At 41.5% G+C, this 17,998-nt stretch carries 13 protein-coding genes; 1 reads left to right on the forward strand and 12 read right to left on the reverse strand.

Features of this window, described 5'->3' with window-relative positions; genetic code table 11:
- Position 1: 1 nt before the first annotated feature.
- The 5 genes from FC30_RS03875 to FC30_RS03895 all read right to left on the reverse strand — a co-directional run bounded on the left by FC30_RS03875 (position 2) and on the right by FC30_RS03895 (position 8,860).
- A complete protein-coding gene (locus FC30_RS03875; protein ID WP_010689235.1) occupies positions 2 to 3,250 on the reverse strand; it encodes a VWA domain-containing protein in 3,249 nt (1,082 codons plus the stop codon).
- 333 nt (positions 3,251 to 3,583) lie between these two features.
- Positions 3,584 to 4,879, reverse strand: a complete 1,296-nt coding sequence (gene purB, locus FC30_RS03880) for an adenylosuccinate lyase (RefSeq protein ID WP_010689236.1) — start codon at positions 4,877 to 4,879, stop codon at positions 3,584 to 3,586.
- Positions 4,880 to 4,901: 22 nt separating this feature from the next.
- A complete protein-coding gene (gene purK, locus FC30_RS03885) occupies positions 4,902 to 6,038 on the reverse strand; it encodes a 5-(carboxyamino)imidazole ribonucleotide synthase (RefSeq protein ID WP_029507333.1) in 1,137 nt (378 codons plus the stop codon).
- Positions 6,022 to 6,510 (reverse strand): 5-(carboxyamino)imidazole ribonucleotide mutase, encoded by a 489-nt coding sequence (gene purE, locus FC30_RS03890; protein ID WP_029507334.1) that lies wholly within the window; start codon positions 6,508 to 6,510, stop codon positions 6,022 to 6,024. Before purE ends, purK begins: the two co-directional genes overlap by 17 nt.
- Before the next feature lie 325 nt (positions 6,511 to 6,835).
- Positions 6,836 to 8,860: a KUP/HAK/KT family potassium transporter gene (locus FC30_RS03895; protein ID WP_056938473.1), complete on the reverse strand. Its 2,025-nt coding sequence runs from the start codon at positions 8,858 to 8,860 to the stop codon at positions 6,836 to 6,838.
- Between the two features lie 220 nt (positions 8,861 to 9,080).
- Here FC30_RS03895 and FC30_RS03900 point away from each other — a divergent pair, with 220 nt between their 5' ends.
- Positions 9,081 to 9,809, forward strand: coding sequence for a deoxynucleoside kinase (locus FC30_RS03900; protein WP_010689240.1), 729 nt, complete (start codon positions 9,081 to 9,083; stop codon positions 9,807 to 9,809).
- A 57-nt stretch (positions 9,810 to 9,866) separates the two neighbouring features.
- Here the strand turns inward: FC30_RS03900 and rny are convergent, their stop codons facing one another.
- The 7 genes from rny to yfmF form a co-directional block, all read right to left on the reverse strand.
- The gene (gene rny / locus FC30_RS03905; protein WP_010689241.1) at positions 9,867 to 11,417 is read right to left on the reverse strand and encodes a ribonuclease Y; all 1,551 of its coding nucleotides are present in this window, start codon (positions 11,415 to 11,417) and stop codon (positions 9,867 to 9,869) included.
- 179 nt (positions 11,418 to 11,596) lie between these two features.
- Positions 11,597 to 12,703: a recombinase RecA gene (gene recA, locus FC30_RS03910; RefSeq protein WP_010689242.1), complete on the reverse strand. Its 1,107-nt coding sequence runs from the start codon at positions 12,701 to 12,703 to the stop codon at positions 11,597 to 11,599.
- 216 nt (positions 12,704 to 12,919) lie between these two features.
- A complete protein-coding gene (pgsA, locus tag FC30_RS03915) occupies positions 12,920 to 13,507 on the reverse strand; it encodes a CDP-diacylglycerol--glycerol-3-phosphate 3-phosphatidyltransferase (RefSeq protein ID WP_010689243.1) in 588 nt (195 codons plus the stop codon).
- Positions 13,508 to 13,614: 107 nt separating this feature from the next.
- Positions 13,615 to 14,547 carry a helix-turn-helix domain-containing protein gene (locus tag FC30_RS03920; RefSeq protein WP_010689244.1) on the reverse strand — a complete coding sequence of 311 codons (933 nt, stop codon included), beginning with the start codon at positions 14,545 to 14,547 and terminating at the stop codon, positions 13,615 to 13,617.
- 39 nt (positions 14,548 to 14,586) lie between these two features.
- Positions 14,587 to 15,315 (reverse strand): elongation factor P 5-aminopentanone reductase, encoded by a 729-nt coding sequence (ymfI, locus tag FC30_RS03925; RefSeq protein ID WP_010689245.1) that lies wholly within the window; start codon positions 15,313 to 15,315, stop codon positions 14,587 to 14,589.
- Positions 15,312 to 16,619 (reverse strand): EF-P 5-aminopentanol modification-associated protein YfmH, encoded by a 1,308-nt coding sequence (yfmH, locus tag FC30_RS03930; protein WP_029507349.1) that lies wholly within the window; start codon positions 16,617 to 16,619, stop codon positions 15,312 to 15,314. Before yfmH ends, ymfI begins: the two co-directional genes overlap by 4 nt.
- A complete protein-coding gene (yfmF, locus tag FC30_RS03935) occupies positions 16,619 to 17,881 on the reverse strand; it encodes an EF-P 5-aminopentanol modification-associated protein YfmF (RefSeq protein WP_056938474.1) in 1,263 nt (420 codons plus the stop codon). Before yfmF ends, yfmH begins: the two co-directional genes overlap by 1 nt.
- Positions 17,882 to 17,998 lie beyond the last annotated feature (117 nt).

Below are 17,998 nucleotides of genomic sequence, written 5' to 3' on the forward strand. Positions count from 1 at the left end.
CCTACACCCCCCGCTTCTTGATGATAAAGCGTCTAGCGACAAAAGCAGATCCGGCTAAGACCGATCCAATGAGTACATAGAGCCAAAGACCTGGTCCACCTGTTTCTGGTAAGATCCCAGCTGGGAAGTTATTGACTTTTAACTCGATCAAGTTATGCCCCGTCGTAGTCAGTTTTAAATTACCTTTACCGTTCAACTCACCATCTTCAGTGATCGTAAATTCGATCTCATCACTTAATTTCACATAACCAGCAGGCGCTTTGACTTCTTTTAAGACATATGCACCTGGACGTAAGTTAGTTATTGTAAAGATTCCATCCTCAGTTGTAGTGATATCATAACGTTGACCTGTTTCATCCGTTAGTTCAAATTCAGCCCCGGCCAATGTCTTTTGGGTCAAGGCATTAACTTTTTTGATGGTCAGATCAGTATCTTTTAAGCGGTTCGCCCGGGAAATGATCAATTTTTCAGCATTAGTCTGATCTAGATAAAGTTGATCTAACTTTTCAGTCTTAGCGGCTGTGATCTCTTTTCCATTTTCATCGAACCACTTTTCGTCTTCCCATTTGAATTTGACCACACTCTCATCGAGCTGATACCCGGCTGGAGCGCTGATCTCTTGGAGCCCATAATGCCCGGATTTAAGATCATCTAAAACATTTTCGCTATCAGCAGTGATCGTCTTTTCAAAAGATCCATCTTGGGTCTGCCACGCATCGGTGTAACGGATCAACTTGAATTTAGCATCGGCTAGAGGCTGACCATTCGTAGTATATTTTGCAACGCTTACGCTCCCCGTTTTCAGTGGTGTATTCTCGACCCTAAAATCAAGTGTATTTTGATCATCACCTGTAGTTAATTCGACTTTGACATCTTTAGGCTCGTTCTCAAACTCGACTTTACCAGCTTCTGTGATGGTGAATTTAAGTGGTGCAGTCAAAAGTTTGTGATCTACTGGAGCTTTTGTCTCTGTCAACGTGTACTCGCCTGGAGTTAAACCACTGAACTTGAGCTTAGTTTTAGCGTCATTAGCGTATTCGAATTTGATCTGCTCACCCTTAGCATTCACTAACTCAAATTCAGCCCCAGAGAGCTGTTTGCCCTTAGTATCTGTTTTGGTCAAATTCAACGTAAATGGTTTAAGTATATTATATTTAACACCTGTCAAGATATAAGCGCTATCATTTGAAAAATTCAAATAAAAACCATCTTGCCCCGCTTCCAAATTGGTTGCAGTGATCTCGTTATTTGCTTCATCGAAGAATTTTCCATTTTTGATGCTGAACTTGAGCGCATTTGGCTCGGCTTGATACCCAGTTGGCGCTTTGGTCTCGATCAAAGCGTAGTGCCCATTTTTAAGGCCACTCATGATATCCTTGCTATTAGCAACTAGTTTCTCGTTGAAACTTGGATCTTCAGTTACAAATTCGTCACTGTATTTGACTAACTTGAACTCGGCGCCATCTAACTTAGCATCACTTGGACTAGCACGTTTTTCGACCTGTAGACCTAACTCAGTATTGATGATGCGCCATTTATTTTCATCAAGATGTTCGATCTTCGTGTTAAAGCCCTCTACGGCAGTTTCTTCGCTGACTTGATAGTTGTAGTCGACCCCAAGCTTATTATATTTAGCTAAGGCTACTTCTTGACCGTCAGCTAATGTCAATTTATCAAAAGTCTTTTGCCACTTGTCACCGGCAGTCAATACACCACCAGCTGTTTGCCACTCATCGTCTCCAGCAACTTTACGAATGACTTTGAAACCGATGTTTTCTGGCAATTCTGTTTGACTAAAAGTCTTCCACTCTTTAGTGACATCGATCGTCGTTCCCGAAGCTTTTCCAGATGGGATCCCAAATTTTGCTCCTGGAATCTTCTCAGCTGTCAGCACCGTTTCCCCACTCATCGGATACCACTTGTTTGGCACGAAATCTGCTGTCCCTGTTTTGAGACGAACTTGGTAGTGAAGTTGGACTTCTTGCCCTTTTCCAAGATTAAGTCCCGACCAAACTAACGGTCCGTCATTACCACCAGAAACTTGGGTATTATACGTATCAACTTCTTTTGAACCAACAGATGTTACAGATGTTACAATTTTTCCATCCAAAGCAACATACTCATACTGTTCAGCCAACGGAATGGTAACATTACCGTTCTTGATCGTAGAAAAACTATTAATAACATTGTCAGTTTGACTCTCTAAATACTCTTTGATACCCACCGATGATGATTGTGGCGAATAATGACCTTTATTAGCCAGCAGTTCCATTTTAGCGCTATATTTATCATCAATACTTATACCCAAGACATTAATAACAATATCAGTATTATTCTTTATATTTCGTGCCTCACCTAATGTAGCTGGCCAAGTATCTTTAATTTCAAAAGTGTCATTGTTAACTTTATAGCTTTTGGACAACTCTTCACTGCTACCTCTACCTTCACTTGACTTATAGTCGAAATCTGTCCCATATATCGTACCTTCTTCTTCAATCGCACTAGTTACTTTGTACGAATAGGTCGGCCTACCATCCGTAAGTAAAATGATAATCTTTTCATCACTAGTACTATTTTTAAACATATCCTTGGCTTTATTCAGCCCATCTTGGGTAAAAGTTCCACCATTAGCACGTAAACGATCTACAGCATTTTTTAAGCTCTCAGCATTACTAGAAACTGTGCCTAGCTCCACTTTCTTATGTGCCTCACTACTGTAACTCACTAGACCTGCTCGAATATTATCACCTAGACCCGCGGTTGTAACACTATTAATGAAACCTTTGATACCCTCTTTAGTATTTGCTAACCGCTCACTATCCCCCATACTACCCGAGGTGTCAACCACGAAAACTACATCAATCGTTTTTTCTTGGCGGACCGAATTACCGCGAACATTCAAAAATACATCAAAAGTCCCTGGAGTAGCAGTCTCACGTGCGAATTTTCGGATCATAAAATCCGGATCATCCACATTGCCGTGTTTAAGGTATGAATTAGTGGTATCACTTGGATCACCACTCCAATTCGTATTATTGTCACAACCACTGACGGTCCCACCTTGATGGTTGATGACATTTTCTTGACCTGTTGGTTTCCAAGAAGCTGTTGGATAAGTTCCTGTATCGTCAGTAGTGTACACTGGTTCAATATTATCTCCATAAGCCTGTACACTTTGACCAAGTAATGGGAAAAGTAGGCAAATGATCAAAAGTAGAGCGCATACATTTCTCACCAATTTAGTTTTCATCCTCTTCATCTCCTTTCCTTACCAAAAACTAACCCAAAGTTATACATATAGTTTAAAATCAATTTTTGTATCAATCCTCCCAACCTCTACAAACACCATAAACTACATAACAATCAAATAATATACCTAAGATTATATATATTATTTTCATCCTTATCATATCTAATAAAGACACCGTTAGCAATATATTTACTCCTTAATTTTTTCATAAACTTCATAACTTTTATCAAAATATATTATGATTTTTTCATAAAAAGCATAAAAAAGCCTCGATCACATGGAACCAACTCCACCGATCAAGGCTTTTTAAATATTAAATTTATATTATAGACACTATTCTAAACCAACACGTTTAAAAATATCATCAATATGTTTCAAGTGCCAGTGATAATCGAATGCATCATCAAGATCTTCTTTAGATAAGCGGCTCATGATCGTTGCATCACTTTCAAGCAATGGACGGAACTGTGTTTGTTCATCCCAAGCTTTAGCTGTATATGGTTGCACAAGGTCATAAGCTTCTTCACGACTCATCCCAGTATCGATCAACTTCAACAAGACCCGACCACTGTAGATCAAGCCAAATGTCTTATCCATATTGCGCTTCATGTTTTCTGGGAAAACAGTCAAGTTCTTCACGATCCGACCAAAGCGATTCAACATGTAATCGATCAAGATCGTTGTATCTGGTAAAATGATACGTTCGGCAGAAGAGTGCGAGATATCACGTTCATGCCACAAAGCAACATTTTCATAAGCTGTGACCATATGACCACGGCAAACACGAGCTAAACCACAAATGTTTTCTGAGCCGATCGGGTTACGCTTGTGTGGCATTGCAGATGAACCCTTTTGCCCCTTAGCAAAGTATTCTTCGACTTCACGCGTCTCTGATTTTTGTAATCCACGGATCTCAGTTGCAAATTCTTCCAAACTTGTAGCGATCAAAGCTAAGGAAGCCATGTAATCAGCATGCAGATCACGTGGTAAGACTTGGCTCGACACTTCTTGGGCACGGATCCCTAATTTTTCGCAGACATATTCTTCAACAAAAGGATCGATATTAGCATATGTCCCGACCGCACCACTGATCTTGCCGGCTTCGACACCCTTAGCTGCACGATCAAAACGTTCGATATTGCGCTTCATTTCTGAATACCAACGAGCTAATTTCACACCAAATGTTGTTGGTTCAGCATGAACACCGTGAGTCCGACCCATCATCACGGTATTTTTATGTTCCCGTGCTTTATCAGCTACGATCTGCGTAAAGTCTTCGAGATCTTTTCGGATGATATCGTTAGCTTGTTTTAATTGATAGCCATAAGCTGTATCGACCACGTCTGTGCTGGTCAAGCCATAGTGGACCCATTTTTTTTCTTCACCCAATGATTCAGAGACATTACGTGTAAATGCGATCACATCATGGTGAGTCACCGCTTCGATCTCTTGAATGCGGTCAACGTCAAATTTAGCATTTTGCTTTAATTTTTCGACATCTTCAGCTGGAATATGGCCTAATTTAGCCCAGGCTTCATCAGCTGCCAATTCAACTGCTAACCAACATTCAAATTTTTTCTCATCTGTCCAAATTGCAGCCATTTCAGGCCGTGTATAACGTGAAATCATTAATGATTCTCCTTTAATTGTTTTAATTCCAAACTTGAGTTGCTTTGATCTCAGCTAAAGTCTGTTCTAGATCGTCAGTCAAGATCGTAATATGCCCCATCTTACGATCGACTCTAACATCTTTTTTCCCATAGTCATGGAAATGCCATTGTGGCTTTTGGGCGATCAAGTCTTCACTTAAAGCCTTATGTTGCCCTAAAATATTGACCATAATAGCTGGTTTCAACAATTCGATCTTCGGCATTGGCCAATTCATGACCGCCCGATTATGTACATCAAATTGCGAGAAGTTGCAGGCTTCGATCGAATAATGTCCTGAATTATGCGGGCGGGGTGCTAGCTCATTGACGTAGATCTCACCGTCCGGCTCTACAAAAAGTTCAACCCCCAAGATCCCGCGTAAATTCAAACTTTGGGCGATCTTTATTGCGATGGCTTGCGCTTTTTGCTGTTCCTTTGGTGTGATCCGAGCCGGTACGATACTTTCATGCAAGATATGGTTACGATGGATATTTTCACTGACCGGAAAGACTGTCACTTCACCCTTAGCATTTCGCGCGACCATAACAGAGCACTCCAAAGAAAAGTTCACAAATCCTTCTAAGATACATGTTCCTTGCGCGAGTAATTCACTGGCAGCGTCAAGATCAGCCTTTTCTTTGAGTGTAAACTGGGCTTTACCGTCATAGCCCCCTTCACAAGTCTTTAAAATACTTGGCAAACCTAACTGAGCTACTGCTTGTTCAAGCTCTGTCTTTGTCTTGACTGCTCTAAATGGAGCGGTCTTTAAGCCATGCTCATGCAAAAAAGTCTTTTCAGCTAAGCGATTCTTAGTTATCCGTAGTAGTTTTGTCCCTTGAGGCAATAATTTAGCATCTGTTAAATGTTCTAAAGCTGCTAGATCGACATTTTCAAACTCATAAGTCAAGACATCAGCTCGCTTGGCTAGTTCTTCTAAAGCCGAAAAATCGTCATATGGCGCCACGATCTGTGCATCAGCTGCCTGTCCAGCTGGACAAGTGGCATCAGGATCTAAAATGATCGTCTTTAGCCCCATCGCTTTAGCCGATAAAACTAGCATTTGCCCCAATTGTCCGCCACCGATGATCCCGATCGTCTGTCCTTGTTTGAGTTGCACTGCATCAGCCAAGAAGATCACCGCTTTCTACAGCTTTATCATGCATTTCCTGGCGATAAGCAAGTAGGTCTTTTTGGATCGTCTTATCGGTAACACCCAGGATCTGCAACGCCAATAGAGCGGCATTTTTAGCGCCTGCCACACCGATCGCAGTAGTTGCGACTGGAACCCCCGCTGGCATCTGAACGATCGATAACAATGAATCTAGGCCATTTAATGCCCGCGATTGGACGGGAACACCAATAACTGGCAAAACAGTATTAGCAGCGACCATCCCAGGTAGATGAGCCGCACCACCAGCACCCGCAATGATCACTTCGACTCCATTATCTACAGCGTCTTTAGCAAATGTCATCATTTCTTCGGGCATCCGATGAGCTGAGATCACAGCCTTATCATATTTTACACCAAATTCATCTAAAACAGCAGCTGTATTTTTCATGGTCTCCCAATCAGAATAGCTGCCCATCACAATACTAATTCGATTACTCAATCTAAGTGCCCGCCATATCTATGTGGGATCGCATAAAATACGACCGAAAGTGATATAGCATATCCTTTCCTGGTTATTTTCAAACAAGCTCTGTTCAAAAGATTGGGGGTCCCACCGCTACCACACTATTCCCAGCGGCTATCAAGATCTTGATCAGCCCTCAAGTTGCTTTAAGCATAACAAAGTGACCTATAATTGTCAAAATAAAAATCGAACTATTTTTCTAAATATAATAATTTTATCCGTATAATCTATAAAAAAACACACAAACACATTTAATTTTAAGGAAAACACGAAAAAGCACCCAATAACTGGGTGCGATCAACTATTCGCAAGTACTGCGTTTGATGTCCTTAGGATTTAAGATGACCCGTTGCTCGATCACAGGTACCGAACGTTTCTTCAAGAAAAGCGGGACCTTTTCTAGGTGGACTTCACTAGTTTCAAGGCCAAACCACTGAACTGGTGTCGTACTGTGATTTTGGATAAAGATCCGGGCCGAGATCAACAAACGCATCCAAGCCGGGATCCGAGTATCTGGCGATAAAACTTCTTGGATCGCTAAAACAGAAAAGTTACCCACGATCCGACCAGGAGCTGTTGTATACTTTTGCGGCTGTTCATCGATGACATCTTTTTGCATCAGATCAGAAACTATCTGATAGAGATATAAGTTGACGCTTGGATTCATCTTGTAGCCTAAATATAACTGTAAATTGACGATATTACGCGTGCCAAGCATATCAACTGTATAGTAGTTATTGTATGGTTCATCGGTCGTATTGACCGTCACGAACCAGTAGACTTTAGCGCGCTTAGGCTTTTTATCTAAGATCGAATACAGCAATTCACGTTTGACACTAAGATCGCGTTTTACTTTAGCTAAAACGATCAAGTTATCTGTAAAAAGTGGTTCACTTTCATCTTTGGCTAGTGCTTGTAACATTGACTTATAATCCTTTAAATTGATCATCTCGGAGCGATCTGCATAACGCTCACGTAGCCGATTTCCAAAGAACCAAACAAACATCAAGCCTAAGATCAATAAGGTGATAAAGACCGTCACATAACCACCATGCATGAATTTACTCAAGCTAGCAGCTAAAAATATCAATTCGATCACACTAAAACAACTTAAGACCAAAACAGCACTTAGCGGTTTTTCTTTAAATCGCAGATACTCAAATAATAATAATGTGGTCATCAGCATCGTCAAGGTGATCGCTAGACCGTAAGCTGCCTCCATATGCTCAGAAGTCTTAAAGTAAAATAACACGATCGTCGTAGTCAAGCACAATAACCAATTGACTGCAGAAATATAGATCTGCCCGCGGGAAAGACTTGGATACTCAACTTTCATCCGGGGTAAAAGTTTTAACCCAACCGCTTCTTGGACCAAGGTAAATGACCCCGTGATCAAAGCTTGGGACGCGATAATAGCCGCTAACGTTGCCAAAACTACACCAAACAAATACCAATCTGGACCCAAAACAGCATAGAATGGATTTTCAAAGTTAGTTTGAGCTTTTATCTGAGCTAAATGTGTACTCAAATATGCTCCTTGGCCAAAATAATTCAATACAAGTGCCGTGCAGACAAAGGGCCAAGTCAAATAGATGTTGCGTTTCCCAACATGGCCCATATCTGAATACAGCGCCTCAGCCCCAGTCGTTGCCAAAAATACGCTCCCCAAAATAAAGATCCCAACTTTATTTTCGGGTGAAAACAGTAATTTTAACCCATAATGTGGTGACAAGGCAGCTAACATCCCCGGATCGCTAGCTAAATTGATGAGACCAACGATCGCTAAAAAGCTAAACCAGATAAACATCACCGGGCCAAAACCTTTACCGATCAAACTCGTCCCAAATCGCTGGATCAAAAATAACACTAATAAGATCACAAACGTTACGATGATCACACTATTTTGCGATGCGATCGGAACATTTTTACCAAATGCAACTCCCTTCAACCCTTCGATCGCACTGGTAACAGTCACTGCTGGGGTCAGGGTCCCATCAGCCAACAAAGCTGCCCCACCGATCAATGCGGGAACGATCAGCCACTTTTTTTGATGGCGTACCAAAGCATAGAGGGCAAAGATCCCCCCTTCACCGTGGTTATCTGCTTTCAATGCGATCAAAACATATTTGATCGTCGTCATCAGCATCAAAGTCCAAAAAACTAGCGAGAGACAGCCAATAAGGTATTCACGGGTCAGGTATTTGGGACTTCCTAGATCCGCTAATAAAGCTTTCATCACATACAAAGGCGAGGTCCCTATATCACCATAGACGATCCCCAGTGTGATCAAAGACCCTAAAAATAGCTGTCTTTTTTGTTTTTTCATTGTCTCACAAGCCTTTCTGGCAGGCTATCATCTTACCTACAGTCTGCCCATAAAAAATTTTACATAGAGAAATATATGCCTCTCGTAACAATTAGTCAAGTAATCCACCATGTCAACCACCCCAGTCTAAAGGTAGGGGGATCCCCGCCAATTTCCATTGAAAAACAAGCGTTAAAAATGTAAGATAGTTAAGTACATTAACCGAGAGGATGAACTTTCTATGATCACACTAGCTGGGATAATCGGATCAGGTAAATCAAGCCTAACACAGATCTTGGCTCAAGAATTAGGCTCAGAGCCATTCTTTGAACCCGTTGAAGATAACCCTGTCTTACCATTATTTTACAAAGGCAACGAGATAGCAGCCAAAAAGCGTCAAGCCGGCGATAAGGATGCTACTAATCCTTATGCCTATCTCTTACAAACTTTCTTTTTAAATCGTCGTTTTATGATGATGAAGCAAGCGATGCAGCAACCAAACAATATTCTCGATCGCTCGATCTACGAAGATGCGATGTTCATGAAGATGAATACCGATATGGGAAATGCCACTCAGATCGAATATGCGACCTATCAAGAACTTTTGGGACATATGTTGACCGAACTCAAGGCTGCTACTCCCTCTAACGATACCGATCTGATGGTCTTGATCAAAGTTTCCTATGATACGATGATCAAGCGGATCCAAAAGCGCGGGCGTAAATATGAACAGATCTCAACTGATCCTTCATTGATCAAATACTACCAACGTCTCTTACGCTATTACGATGATTTTGAAAAAAATTACGAACTCTCTCAACTATTGATCATCGATGGTGATAAATACGATTTTGTCGAAAATCAGGCGGATCGTAATTACGTTTTAGACTTGATCGAAGACCGTTTAGTCACTCTAGGCAACTTAAGTGCTAAACAAGCTGAGAAATTAAAACAAGCACGTCATGCCTAATAAAAAAGCTGTAGCCCTGATCGGACTACAGCTTTTTTGATACAATTGCTAAAACCATTACTTAGCATATTCGACCGCCCGTGTTTCACGAATAACGGTAACTTTGATATGCCCTGGATATTCAAGTTCTTCTTCGATCTTATTTCGAATATCACGTGCTAAAACAGTTGCCTCAAGGTCGTTGACCTCATTTGGTTTAACGATGATCCGAACTTCACGCCCGGCTTGGATCGCATAGCTCTTCTTCACACCTTCAAATTCATTAGAGATATTCTCCAATTTTTCAAGACGGTGAATGTAGTTTTCTAACGATTCACTTCGAGCACCTGGACGTGCGGCTGAAACAGCATCGGCTGCCGCAACTAAAACTGCGATCGTTGATTTCGGTGCTACATCACCGTGGTGGGATGCGATCGTATTGACAACAACATCGTTTTCTTTATATTTCTTCGCCAATTCTACCCCGATCTCAACGTGCGAGCCGTCAACTTCATGATCGACTGCCTTTCCGATATCGTGTAGTAAACCTGCGCGTTTCGCTATTGTAACGTCTTCACCTAACTCAGCCGCAAGGACCCCTGTGATCTTAGCAACTTCGATCGAATGATCCAATACGTTTTGACCATAACTTGTCCGATAATTCAATCGTCCGACCGTCTTGATCAAATCTGGGTGCATTGAATGGATCCCAAGATCAAAGATAGCTTCTTCACCAGTCTGGCGGATCCGGCTATCCATTTCCTTAGTGGCCTTTTCGACCATTTCCTCGATGCGTGCCGGATGGATCCGACCATCTTGGATCAATTTCTCTAAGGCCATTTTGGCGATCTCGCGTCTTACCGGATCAAAACCACTCAAAACGACAGCTTCAGGCGTATCATCAATGATCAGATCGATCCCTGTCAAAGTTTCAAGTGTGCGAATATTCCGCCCTTCACGCCCGATGATGCGGCCTTTCATCTCATCATTTGGTAAGTTAACGACTGAGACGGTGGTTTCGGAGACCATATCAGCTGCGCTACGTTGGATAGCCTGTGCGATCAAACTCTTAGCCTTTTTATCAGCTGTAGCTTGAGCTTGAGCTTCACTTTCCTTGATCATCACAGCTAATTCATAATTCAAACTGTTACGCGTCTCTTTAAGAATAAGCTCCTTAGCTTGGTCTTTTGTCAAAGCGGCGATTTCTTCCAGCTTATCTTTTTGTTTTTGTTCAAGCGAAGCGACTTCTTTGCTCTTTGCATCTAATCTTTGTTGCTCAGCACTCAACTGATCTTCTTTTTGTGTGAGTGCTTGTTCGCGTTTGTCTAAGACCGAATCCTTGCGATCAAGGTTCTCCTCTCTTTTCAACAAACGATTTTCTTGTTTCTGAACTTCAAAGCGTCTCTCTTTCAATTCGCCTTCGACTTCTTTACGGTAGCGATGACTTTCATCTTTTGCTTCCAGTAAAGCCTCTTTTTTGGCACTAGCAATAATACCTTTGGCCGTTTGAGTTGCGGCATCTAGCGATTGTTCATAACTACGCTTTCGATAAAAGATTCCTAAAGCAAAACCTAGCACTAAAGTCAAAACAGCGATTGCGAGGATGGCACTAATAACAGTATAGTTCAAGTTTGCACCTCCGCGATCTATTTTATCGTGGTAAATCGACGGCTTAGGTCTAATTTACACACAATAATATTTTAATGTTTAATGTTGGTAAATGTCAATCATTATCAGTCTGTTTGACCTTTTATCTAAAAAGTGTCGCAAAAAAAGAGTAGCCTTAGCAAACGGCTACTCTTTAAAGTTTATTTGTCGTCTTTACCTAAGTCCAAACTGACCGGCTTGTTAGTTGCTTTTTTATCAACTTTAGCCGCTTCTTTTTCCTTAGCTTTTTGTTCTTTTTCGAGTGCTTTCTTCTCTTTTTGTGTGAGCGTTGGCGTATCACGAACCTTTTGGGTGATCTCGTCGGCCACTTCTGGATGTTCACTCAAGTAAGCCTTTGTCTTTTCACGGCCTTGACCGATATGGCTACCACCATAAGAGAACCATGACCCGCTCTTTTCGATGATATCTTTTTCAACTGCTAAGTCGATCAATTCACCCATCTTCGAGATCCCTTCACCATACATGATATCGACTTCTGCCGTTCTAAATGGTGGTGCGACCTTGTTTTTCACAACTTTGATCCGTGTCCGGTTACCTAAAACATCTGAACCATCTTTGATCTGTTCAGCACGCCGAACTTCCAAACGGATCGTCGAATAAAACTTAAGCGCACGTCCACCAGGGGTCGTTTCTGGATTACCAAACATCACTCCGACTTTTTCACGGATCTGGTTGATAAACAAAGCGATCGTCTTAGTCTTGTTGATCGTACCTGAAAGTTTACGTAAAGCTTGAGACATCAAACGTGCTTGTAACCCAACGTGTGAATCACCCATCTCACCTTCGATCTCAGCCTTAGGAACTAAAGCTGCTACGGAGTCAATGACCACGATATCTACCGCCCCAGAAGAGACCAAAGCATCTGCGATCTGTAGCCCTTCTTCACCAGTACCAGGTTGGGAGAGTAACAAGTCATCGATGTTAACGCCCAAAGCTGTCGCATAAGCAGGATCAAGCGCATTTTCCGCATCGATATAGGCAGCTAGGCCGCCTTGTTTTTGAACTTCAGCCACAGCTTGCAAGGCAACTGTTGTCTTACCAGAACTTTCAGGGCCATAGATCTCTACGATACGTCCCCGTGGGAAACCACCTACTCCCAAAGCTTCATCAAGGGCCAATGAACCACTTGGAACAGTTGAGATCTGGGTATCAGCCTTTTCACCCATCTTCATGATGGCACCTTTACCGAAATCTTTTTCGATCTTCTTGAGCGCTTTGTCTAAAGCAACTTGTCTTTCGTCAGCCAAATTTACTCCTCCTCTTTGTCATCTACTCACAAAGAACGTTTCCTAATCTACGTTCAATTACTCTGTACCATATATCATACTTATTTTTTTCAAAAAAAGCAAGCATTTTGCGAACTAATGTTTGATATATTTTAACCTCACTTTAAAGATACGCAAATCACTTAGATTTCTATGCAAATAAATAGACTACTTCACAACTGAAGTAGTCTATCATTTTTAATCGTTAAAAGAATCGGCAAAAATACTTCTACTCTTCCAAAAATAATCCAACCCTGAATATACTGTAAAGAATAAGCAGATATACAATAAGATCTCGCCGATCATGATATTTGCATTGATAAAGAAAACATTATTCAAATACAAGAACAAGATCGCAAACATTTGTGTCATCGTTTTGATCTTACCTGGGAGTTCAGCCGCCATGACTTTACCATCATTTTCAACGATGATCAAGCGCAAACCAGTTACGGCCAATTCACGGCAAACAATGATCGAAGCCACCCATGCTGGGACTTTTCCCATCTGCACCAAGATGATAAATGCGGTCATTACTAACATCTTATCGGCTAAAGGATCAGCAAATTTGCCAAAGTTGGTAACTAATTTTTGCTTACGTGCGATCTGACCATCCGCAAAATCCGTGATCGAAGCGACGGCAAAGATCAGCGCTCCGAGCAATTGTGTGGCCGGGATAACAGTCCCAGCTAAGACCACCTCGCCCCAATCAAGTGGCAATAGCAGAACTAACATGAAGATCGGGATCAAAATGATCCGTAAAACTGTCAATTTATTAGGTAAATTCATAATTTTCTACTGTGTTGGCGGAAAAGTTTCATACTTTGAGAAGCGCACAGTTTCCTTTCTTAGATTTACTTATGCTTTGGCATCCGCCTTTTTCTGCCATACTACTTTTATTGTGCCGTTGTTTGTGCAACGTTCAATGTGATCGTACGTACAGTCAATGTCTCGTTTTCTTTCAAGAAATCAAATTTCTTACCGTTGATCTTGATCGAGGTTGCCTTTGAGTTTCCTAAATTCAACGTGATCGTTGTTGTATTTTCAGGGATCTTAATTGTTTGTGTAGCATTATCAGCACTAAGCGTTCCTTGCCATACTTGAACTCCATTAGCTGAAACAGCATTCCAAGCTGTTGCGCCATCAGAAACTGACATTTCGATCTTATTTGTAGCTGGCGCATTTTCTAGATCATATACGAAAGCTGAACCCGCAGCTGAAGTGTTAGTGATCTTTTGCTTAGTTGCCTTTTTAGATTCTTTCTTAGCTTTTGTACTTGAGCTTTCTTTTTTAGATGTGCTACTACTACTTTCACTACTTGAAGATTTTTCCTTTGAACTACTGCTCTTAGCAGAACTTTCGGAAGAAACTGAGACGCTTTGGCTGTTATCCGCGATTTGGGTACTGCTATTACGGTCACGATCCCCCCAAGCAAAGATGTAGATCGTCCCTAAGATCGCAACTACGATGACTACGATGATGATCGTTGGTAAATAACGGATCAAACCTGCCAGGATTGGTGACATAGTTTTTTCTTCTTCTTCGCGCTTGACGGCTTCGGTGCGTGTCGTTGCTTCTGTTTCTTCTTTTGGCTTTGGTGCGTTATTTTCATCTAGCTTGACTAGCAACTCTTCTGGATCGATCCCCACAGTTTCGGCATATTGCTTGATAAAAGCTCGCACATAAAATTTACCTGGTAATGCCGCAAAATCACCGTCTTCGATCGCGATCAAATAACGTTTTTGGATCTTGGTCGTTTGTTGCAAGTCATCTAGTGTCAAACCTTTTTCTTTACGTGCTTCTTTTAAAATTGTTCCAATATCTGTCATTTTATCTAATTTCTCCGTCTCTTTTTTAGATTCTATCGTCTACACGAGCCAACCACCGGTCACATAAAGTGTCTGACCCGTTAAATAACTAGCTTTAGGGGCTAACAACATTTTTACGAAATAACTTATCTCACTTGGCTGAGCAAAGCGACCACTTGGGATCTCTTCTTCGACTGCTTGCCGTTCACTACCAGAAAACATCTGATTCATCTGCGTATCTATCGCTCCAGGTGCGATCGTATTGACTGTGATCCCCAAAGAGGCGACTTCCTTACTATAAGCTTTGCAAAAAGCACTTTGCGCCCCTTTTACCGTACTATAACCGACCTCTAAAGCACTACCAGCTCCACCATAGACCGAACCGATAAACACGATCCGTGCCGCTTGACTGCGAGCTAATTTAGCTTCGAGCGACGCGATCAAACGCAACGGGCTCTGCAATTGCATCGCTAGAATTTGATCAAAAGCTTGCGGTTCTTGTTGACTAAATAGACCATATTCAGTCGTTCCTTGCGCAAAGATCAATGCATCTAGACTACCAAAGATCTGGGAAGCTACTTGGGGCATCGTGTCTGGCGCTGTAAGATCAGCTTGGAGTGCTAAAAAATCTTGCTTGGGATAATTCTTCGCTAGTTCTATTACTAGATCATCCACACGCGTTTGATTGTGATAGTAATGTAAATATAACGACCAGCCATCAGCAGCTAAGTCTTTGGCTATTTGGTGACCTAGATCACCTGAGGCTCCACAGAGCAAAGCCCATTTCATTGATCTTCATCTTCTTTCGGGAGAATTTGGTAAACACTGATCGCCTCTGAACGTAAGAACTGTTTGGCAACAGCTCTGATATCATCTAAAGTCAATTGTTCTAAAAGCGCTCCAACATCAAATAAGGTCGCACTTTCAAATAGATCAGCTTCATAACGATTAGCGATACTCTCTAATGAATTCATTGCTTGGATGTTTCGTCCGATCAGCTCACGTTTGGCTAACTCGAAAGCAGATCCTTTATCTTCTAAAAACCCTAACGCGTGCTCAGCGATATCGATCACAGCATTGGATAGTTCTTGCGGTTTATTGGTATCACCTGAGATCGTAGCAAAATGAAAACCACGTTCTAAAGAAAAATCATAACCAAAACTATCATCCAAGACACCTGCATCATAAAGTTCTAAGTATTTATCTGAAGTTTCGCTGTAAAGTAAATACAATAATAATTCGACTGCTAGCTTATACCGCAAGCCTGCCCGACCAGCTGGGACTTGATCTAATCCCTTGATCCCAATGATCGTTTTAGGGCGCTGGATCTCCAATTCAGTCATGCGATAAGGGATGATATCCTTACCCTCGTGATCAAAAAATTCTTCGGCACGCTTGATCGGCTCAGCACTTGGAAATTCCTTGGCTGCTTGATTTTCTTTGATCAACTCGAGCATCGCTTCAACTTCAAAATTTCCGACTAAGAAGAGATCCATGTTACTTGGCTGATAAAAAGTCTTGTAACAATCATAAAGATCTTGGGCAGTGATCTTATTGATCGAATCAACTGTCCCAGCGATATCGACACTTAATGAATTTTTAGGATAAAGGTTTTCGATGATCCCAAAATACAAACGCCAATTGGAGTCATCATCATACATTTTGATCTCTTGACCAATGATCCCCTTTTCTTTTTCAACTGTTTTTTCCGAAAAATATGGCGCTTGCACGAAATCCAATAACGTCGTCACACACTTAGCAACATTGTGTGTCGTTTGAAACAGATAACTCGTACGCGTAAAACTGGTAAAGGCATTGGCATCAGCCCCATATCTACCAAATAGTTCAAAGGCATCGTGATCTTCTTTTTCGAATAATTTATGTTCCAAAAAGTGGGCGATCCCGTCAGGAAAACGGCGAACTTCAGTCTCACCCAAAGGAACAAATTCGTTATCAACTGAGCCATAGTCAGTCGTCAAGATCCCATAAGTCTTATGAAAATCTGCTCGAGGCAAGAAATTGACTTTCAGCCCATTATCCAAAGTAGCAGTATAAAGCGTCTCGCCAAATTGCGGATAACTATTGATCTCCACTAAATATGCCCCCCATCTAAGAAAAATACGGCTTGAAGCTCAGCTAAATCAGCCACCTCTACCACATCTTGAGCCGAAACTCGGTTGATCTTTTCGATCCAGGTCGCTGGTGTTTCTGGCACTTGGCTCAAGATATCTAACTGACTACGTGTGATCGCCGTCATTTGATTATCCAAACGGCTCTCATAACCGTTGATCAAATTTAGTTTGATATTTTCTAATTCAGCTTCACTGAATTTACATGCAGCTAAGTCAGCAACTTGTTGTTTGATCAAGCTGTAGGCTTTTTCCTTGTCACTTGTCTTGATCCCTGTTTGGATCAAGAGCAATTGCCGGAAAGGATCAAAATTACTACTTGCATAGTAAGCCAGACTTTCCTTTTCTCGTACATTAGCAAATAATTTAGACTGTGGTGAGCCCCCCAACAAAGCATTGAAAACTACCGCAGCATAGTGTTTGTCCGTGCGATAAGCGGTCGGCAAGCGATAAGCTAAGTCTAGCTTACTTTGATTTAAAGTCTGCTTTTCGACCACTTCAACTACTTCAGCTCGTGCTGGCTGTTGATAACCAAGCTTGTCGAGCGCAGTCATTCTTTTGCCAAAAGGTAAGGTGAGCGCCTTAGCCTCAACTTCGGCTTCCGCGACATCTCCTGACACAAAGATCTGGATCTGATCATTTTGAAGCATTTCCAAATAATAAGCATAGAGTTCAGCTGCCGTAACTGGAGCTAGATCCTCCACTGTGCCGTAGTTAGCGGCTTGTTGGATCGTATCCTCAAAATAGATCTTTTGCAATTCTAACGCCGCATAGGACTGCTTATTATCTTTGACTGCTTCGATATAAGCGGTCAAATTAAGCTTTTGCCGTTCAAAAGTCGTTTCATCAAAGGCCCCATCATTAGCTAATGGTGCAAAGATCAATTCTTTTAAAAATGAGAAAACTTGGCCTAATAAATCTTCGGGATGCAAAAGATAGTTATCATTTACACAATTCAAAACAAAATTTAGAATATGTACTTGCCCACGACGACTGACTGTTGTACCAAAACTTGCTCCATACATCTTGGAAAGCTCTAAGGCAACCGCTTTTTGCGTCGGATAAGCTTGACTACTCGTTTCTAAAATATTAGCTAATAGCGTTCGCATAACGAGTTCTTTGCGATCTGTCAACTCTTTTAAAAATGAGATCACGACTCGTGTTGTCTTGAACTGTTGTGTAGGGATCACATTCAACATGACCCCCGCATTGATTTCTTTTTGCACTAACAGTTCCCCCTTCGATATGTTACTGATATATTTCTAGTTGTTTGGTCAAATAGTTTATATACTCTCTAACTATGATAAGGTAAAAGCCCCGTATTGACAAGTTTCAATCACAAG

It is taken from the genome of Ligilactobacillus animalis KCTC 3501 = DSM 20602, assembly GCF_001434535.1.
In the GTDB taxonomy this organism is placed as follows: Bacteria; Bacillota; Bacilli; order Lactobacillales; family Lactobacillaceae; genus Ligilactobacillus; species Ligilactobacillus animalis.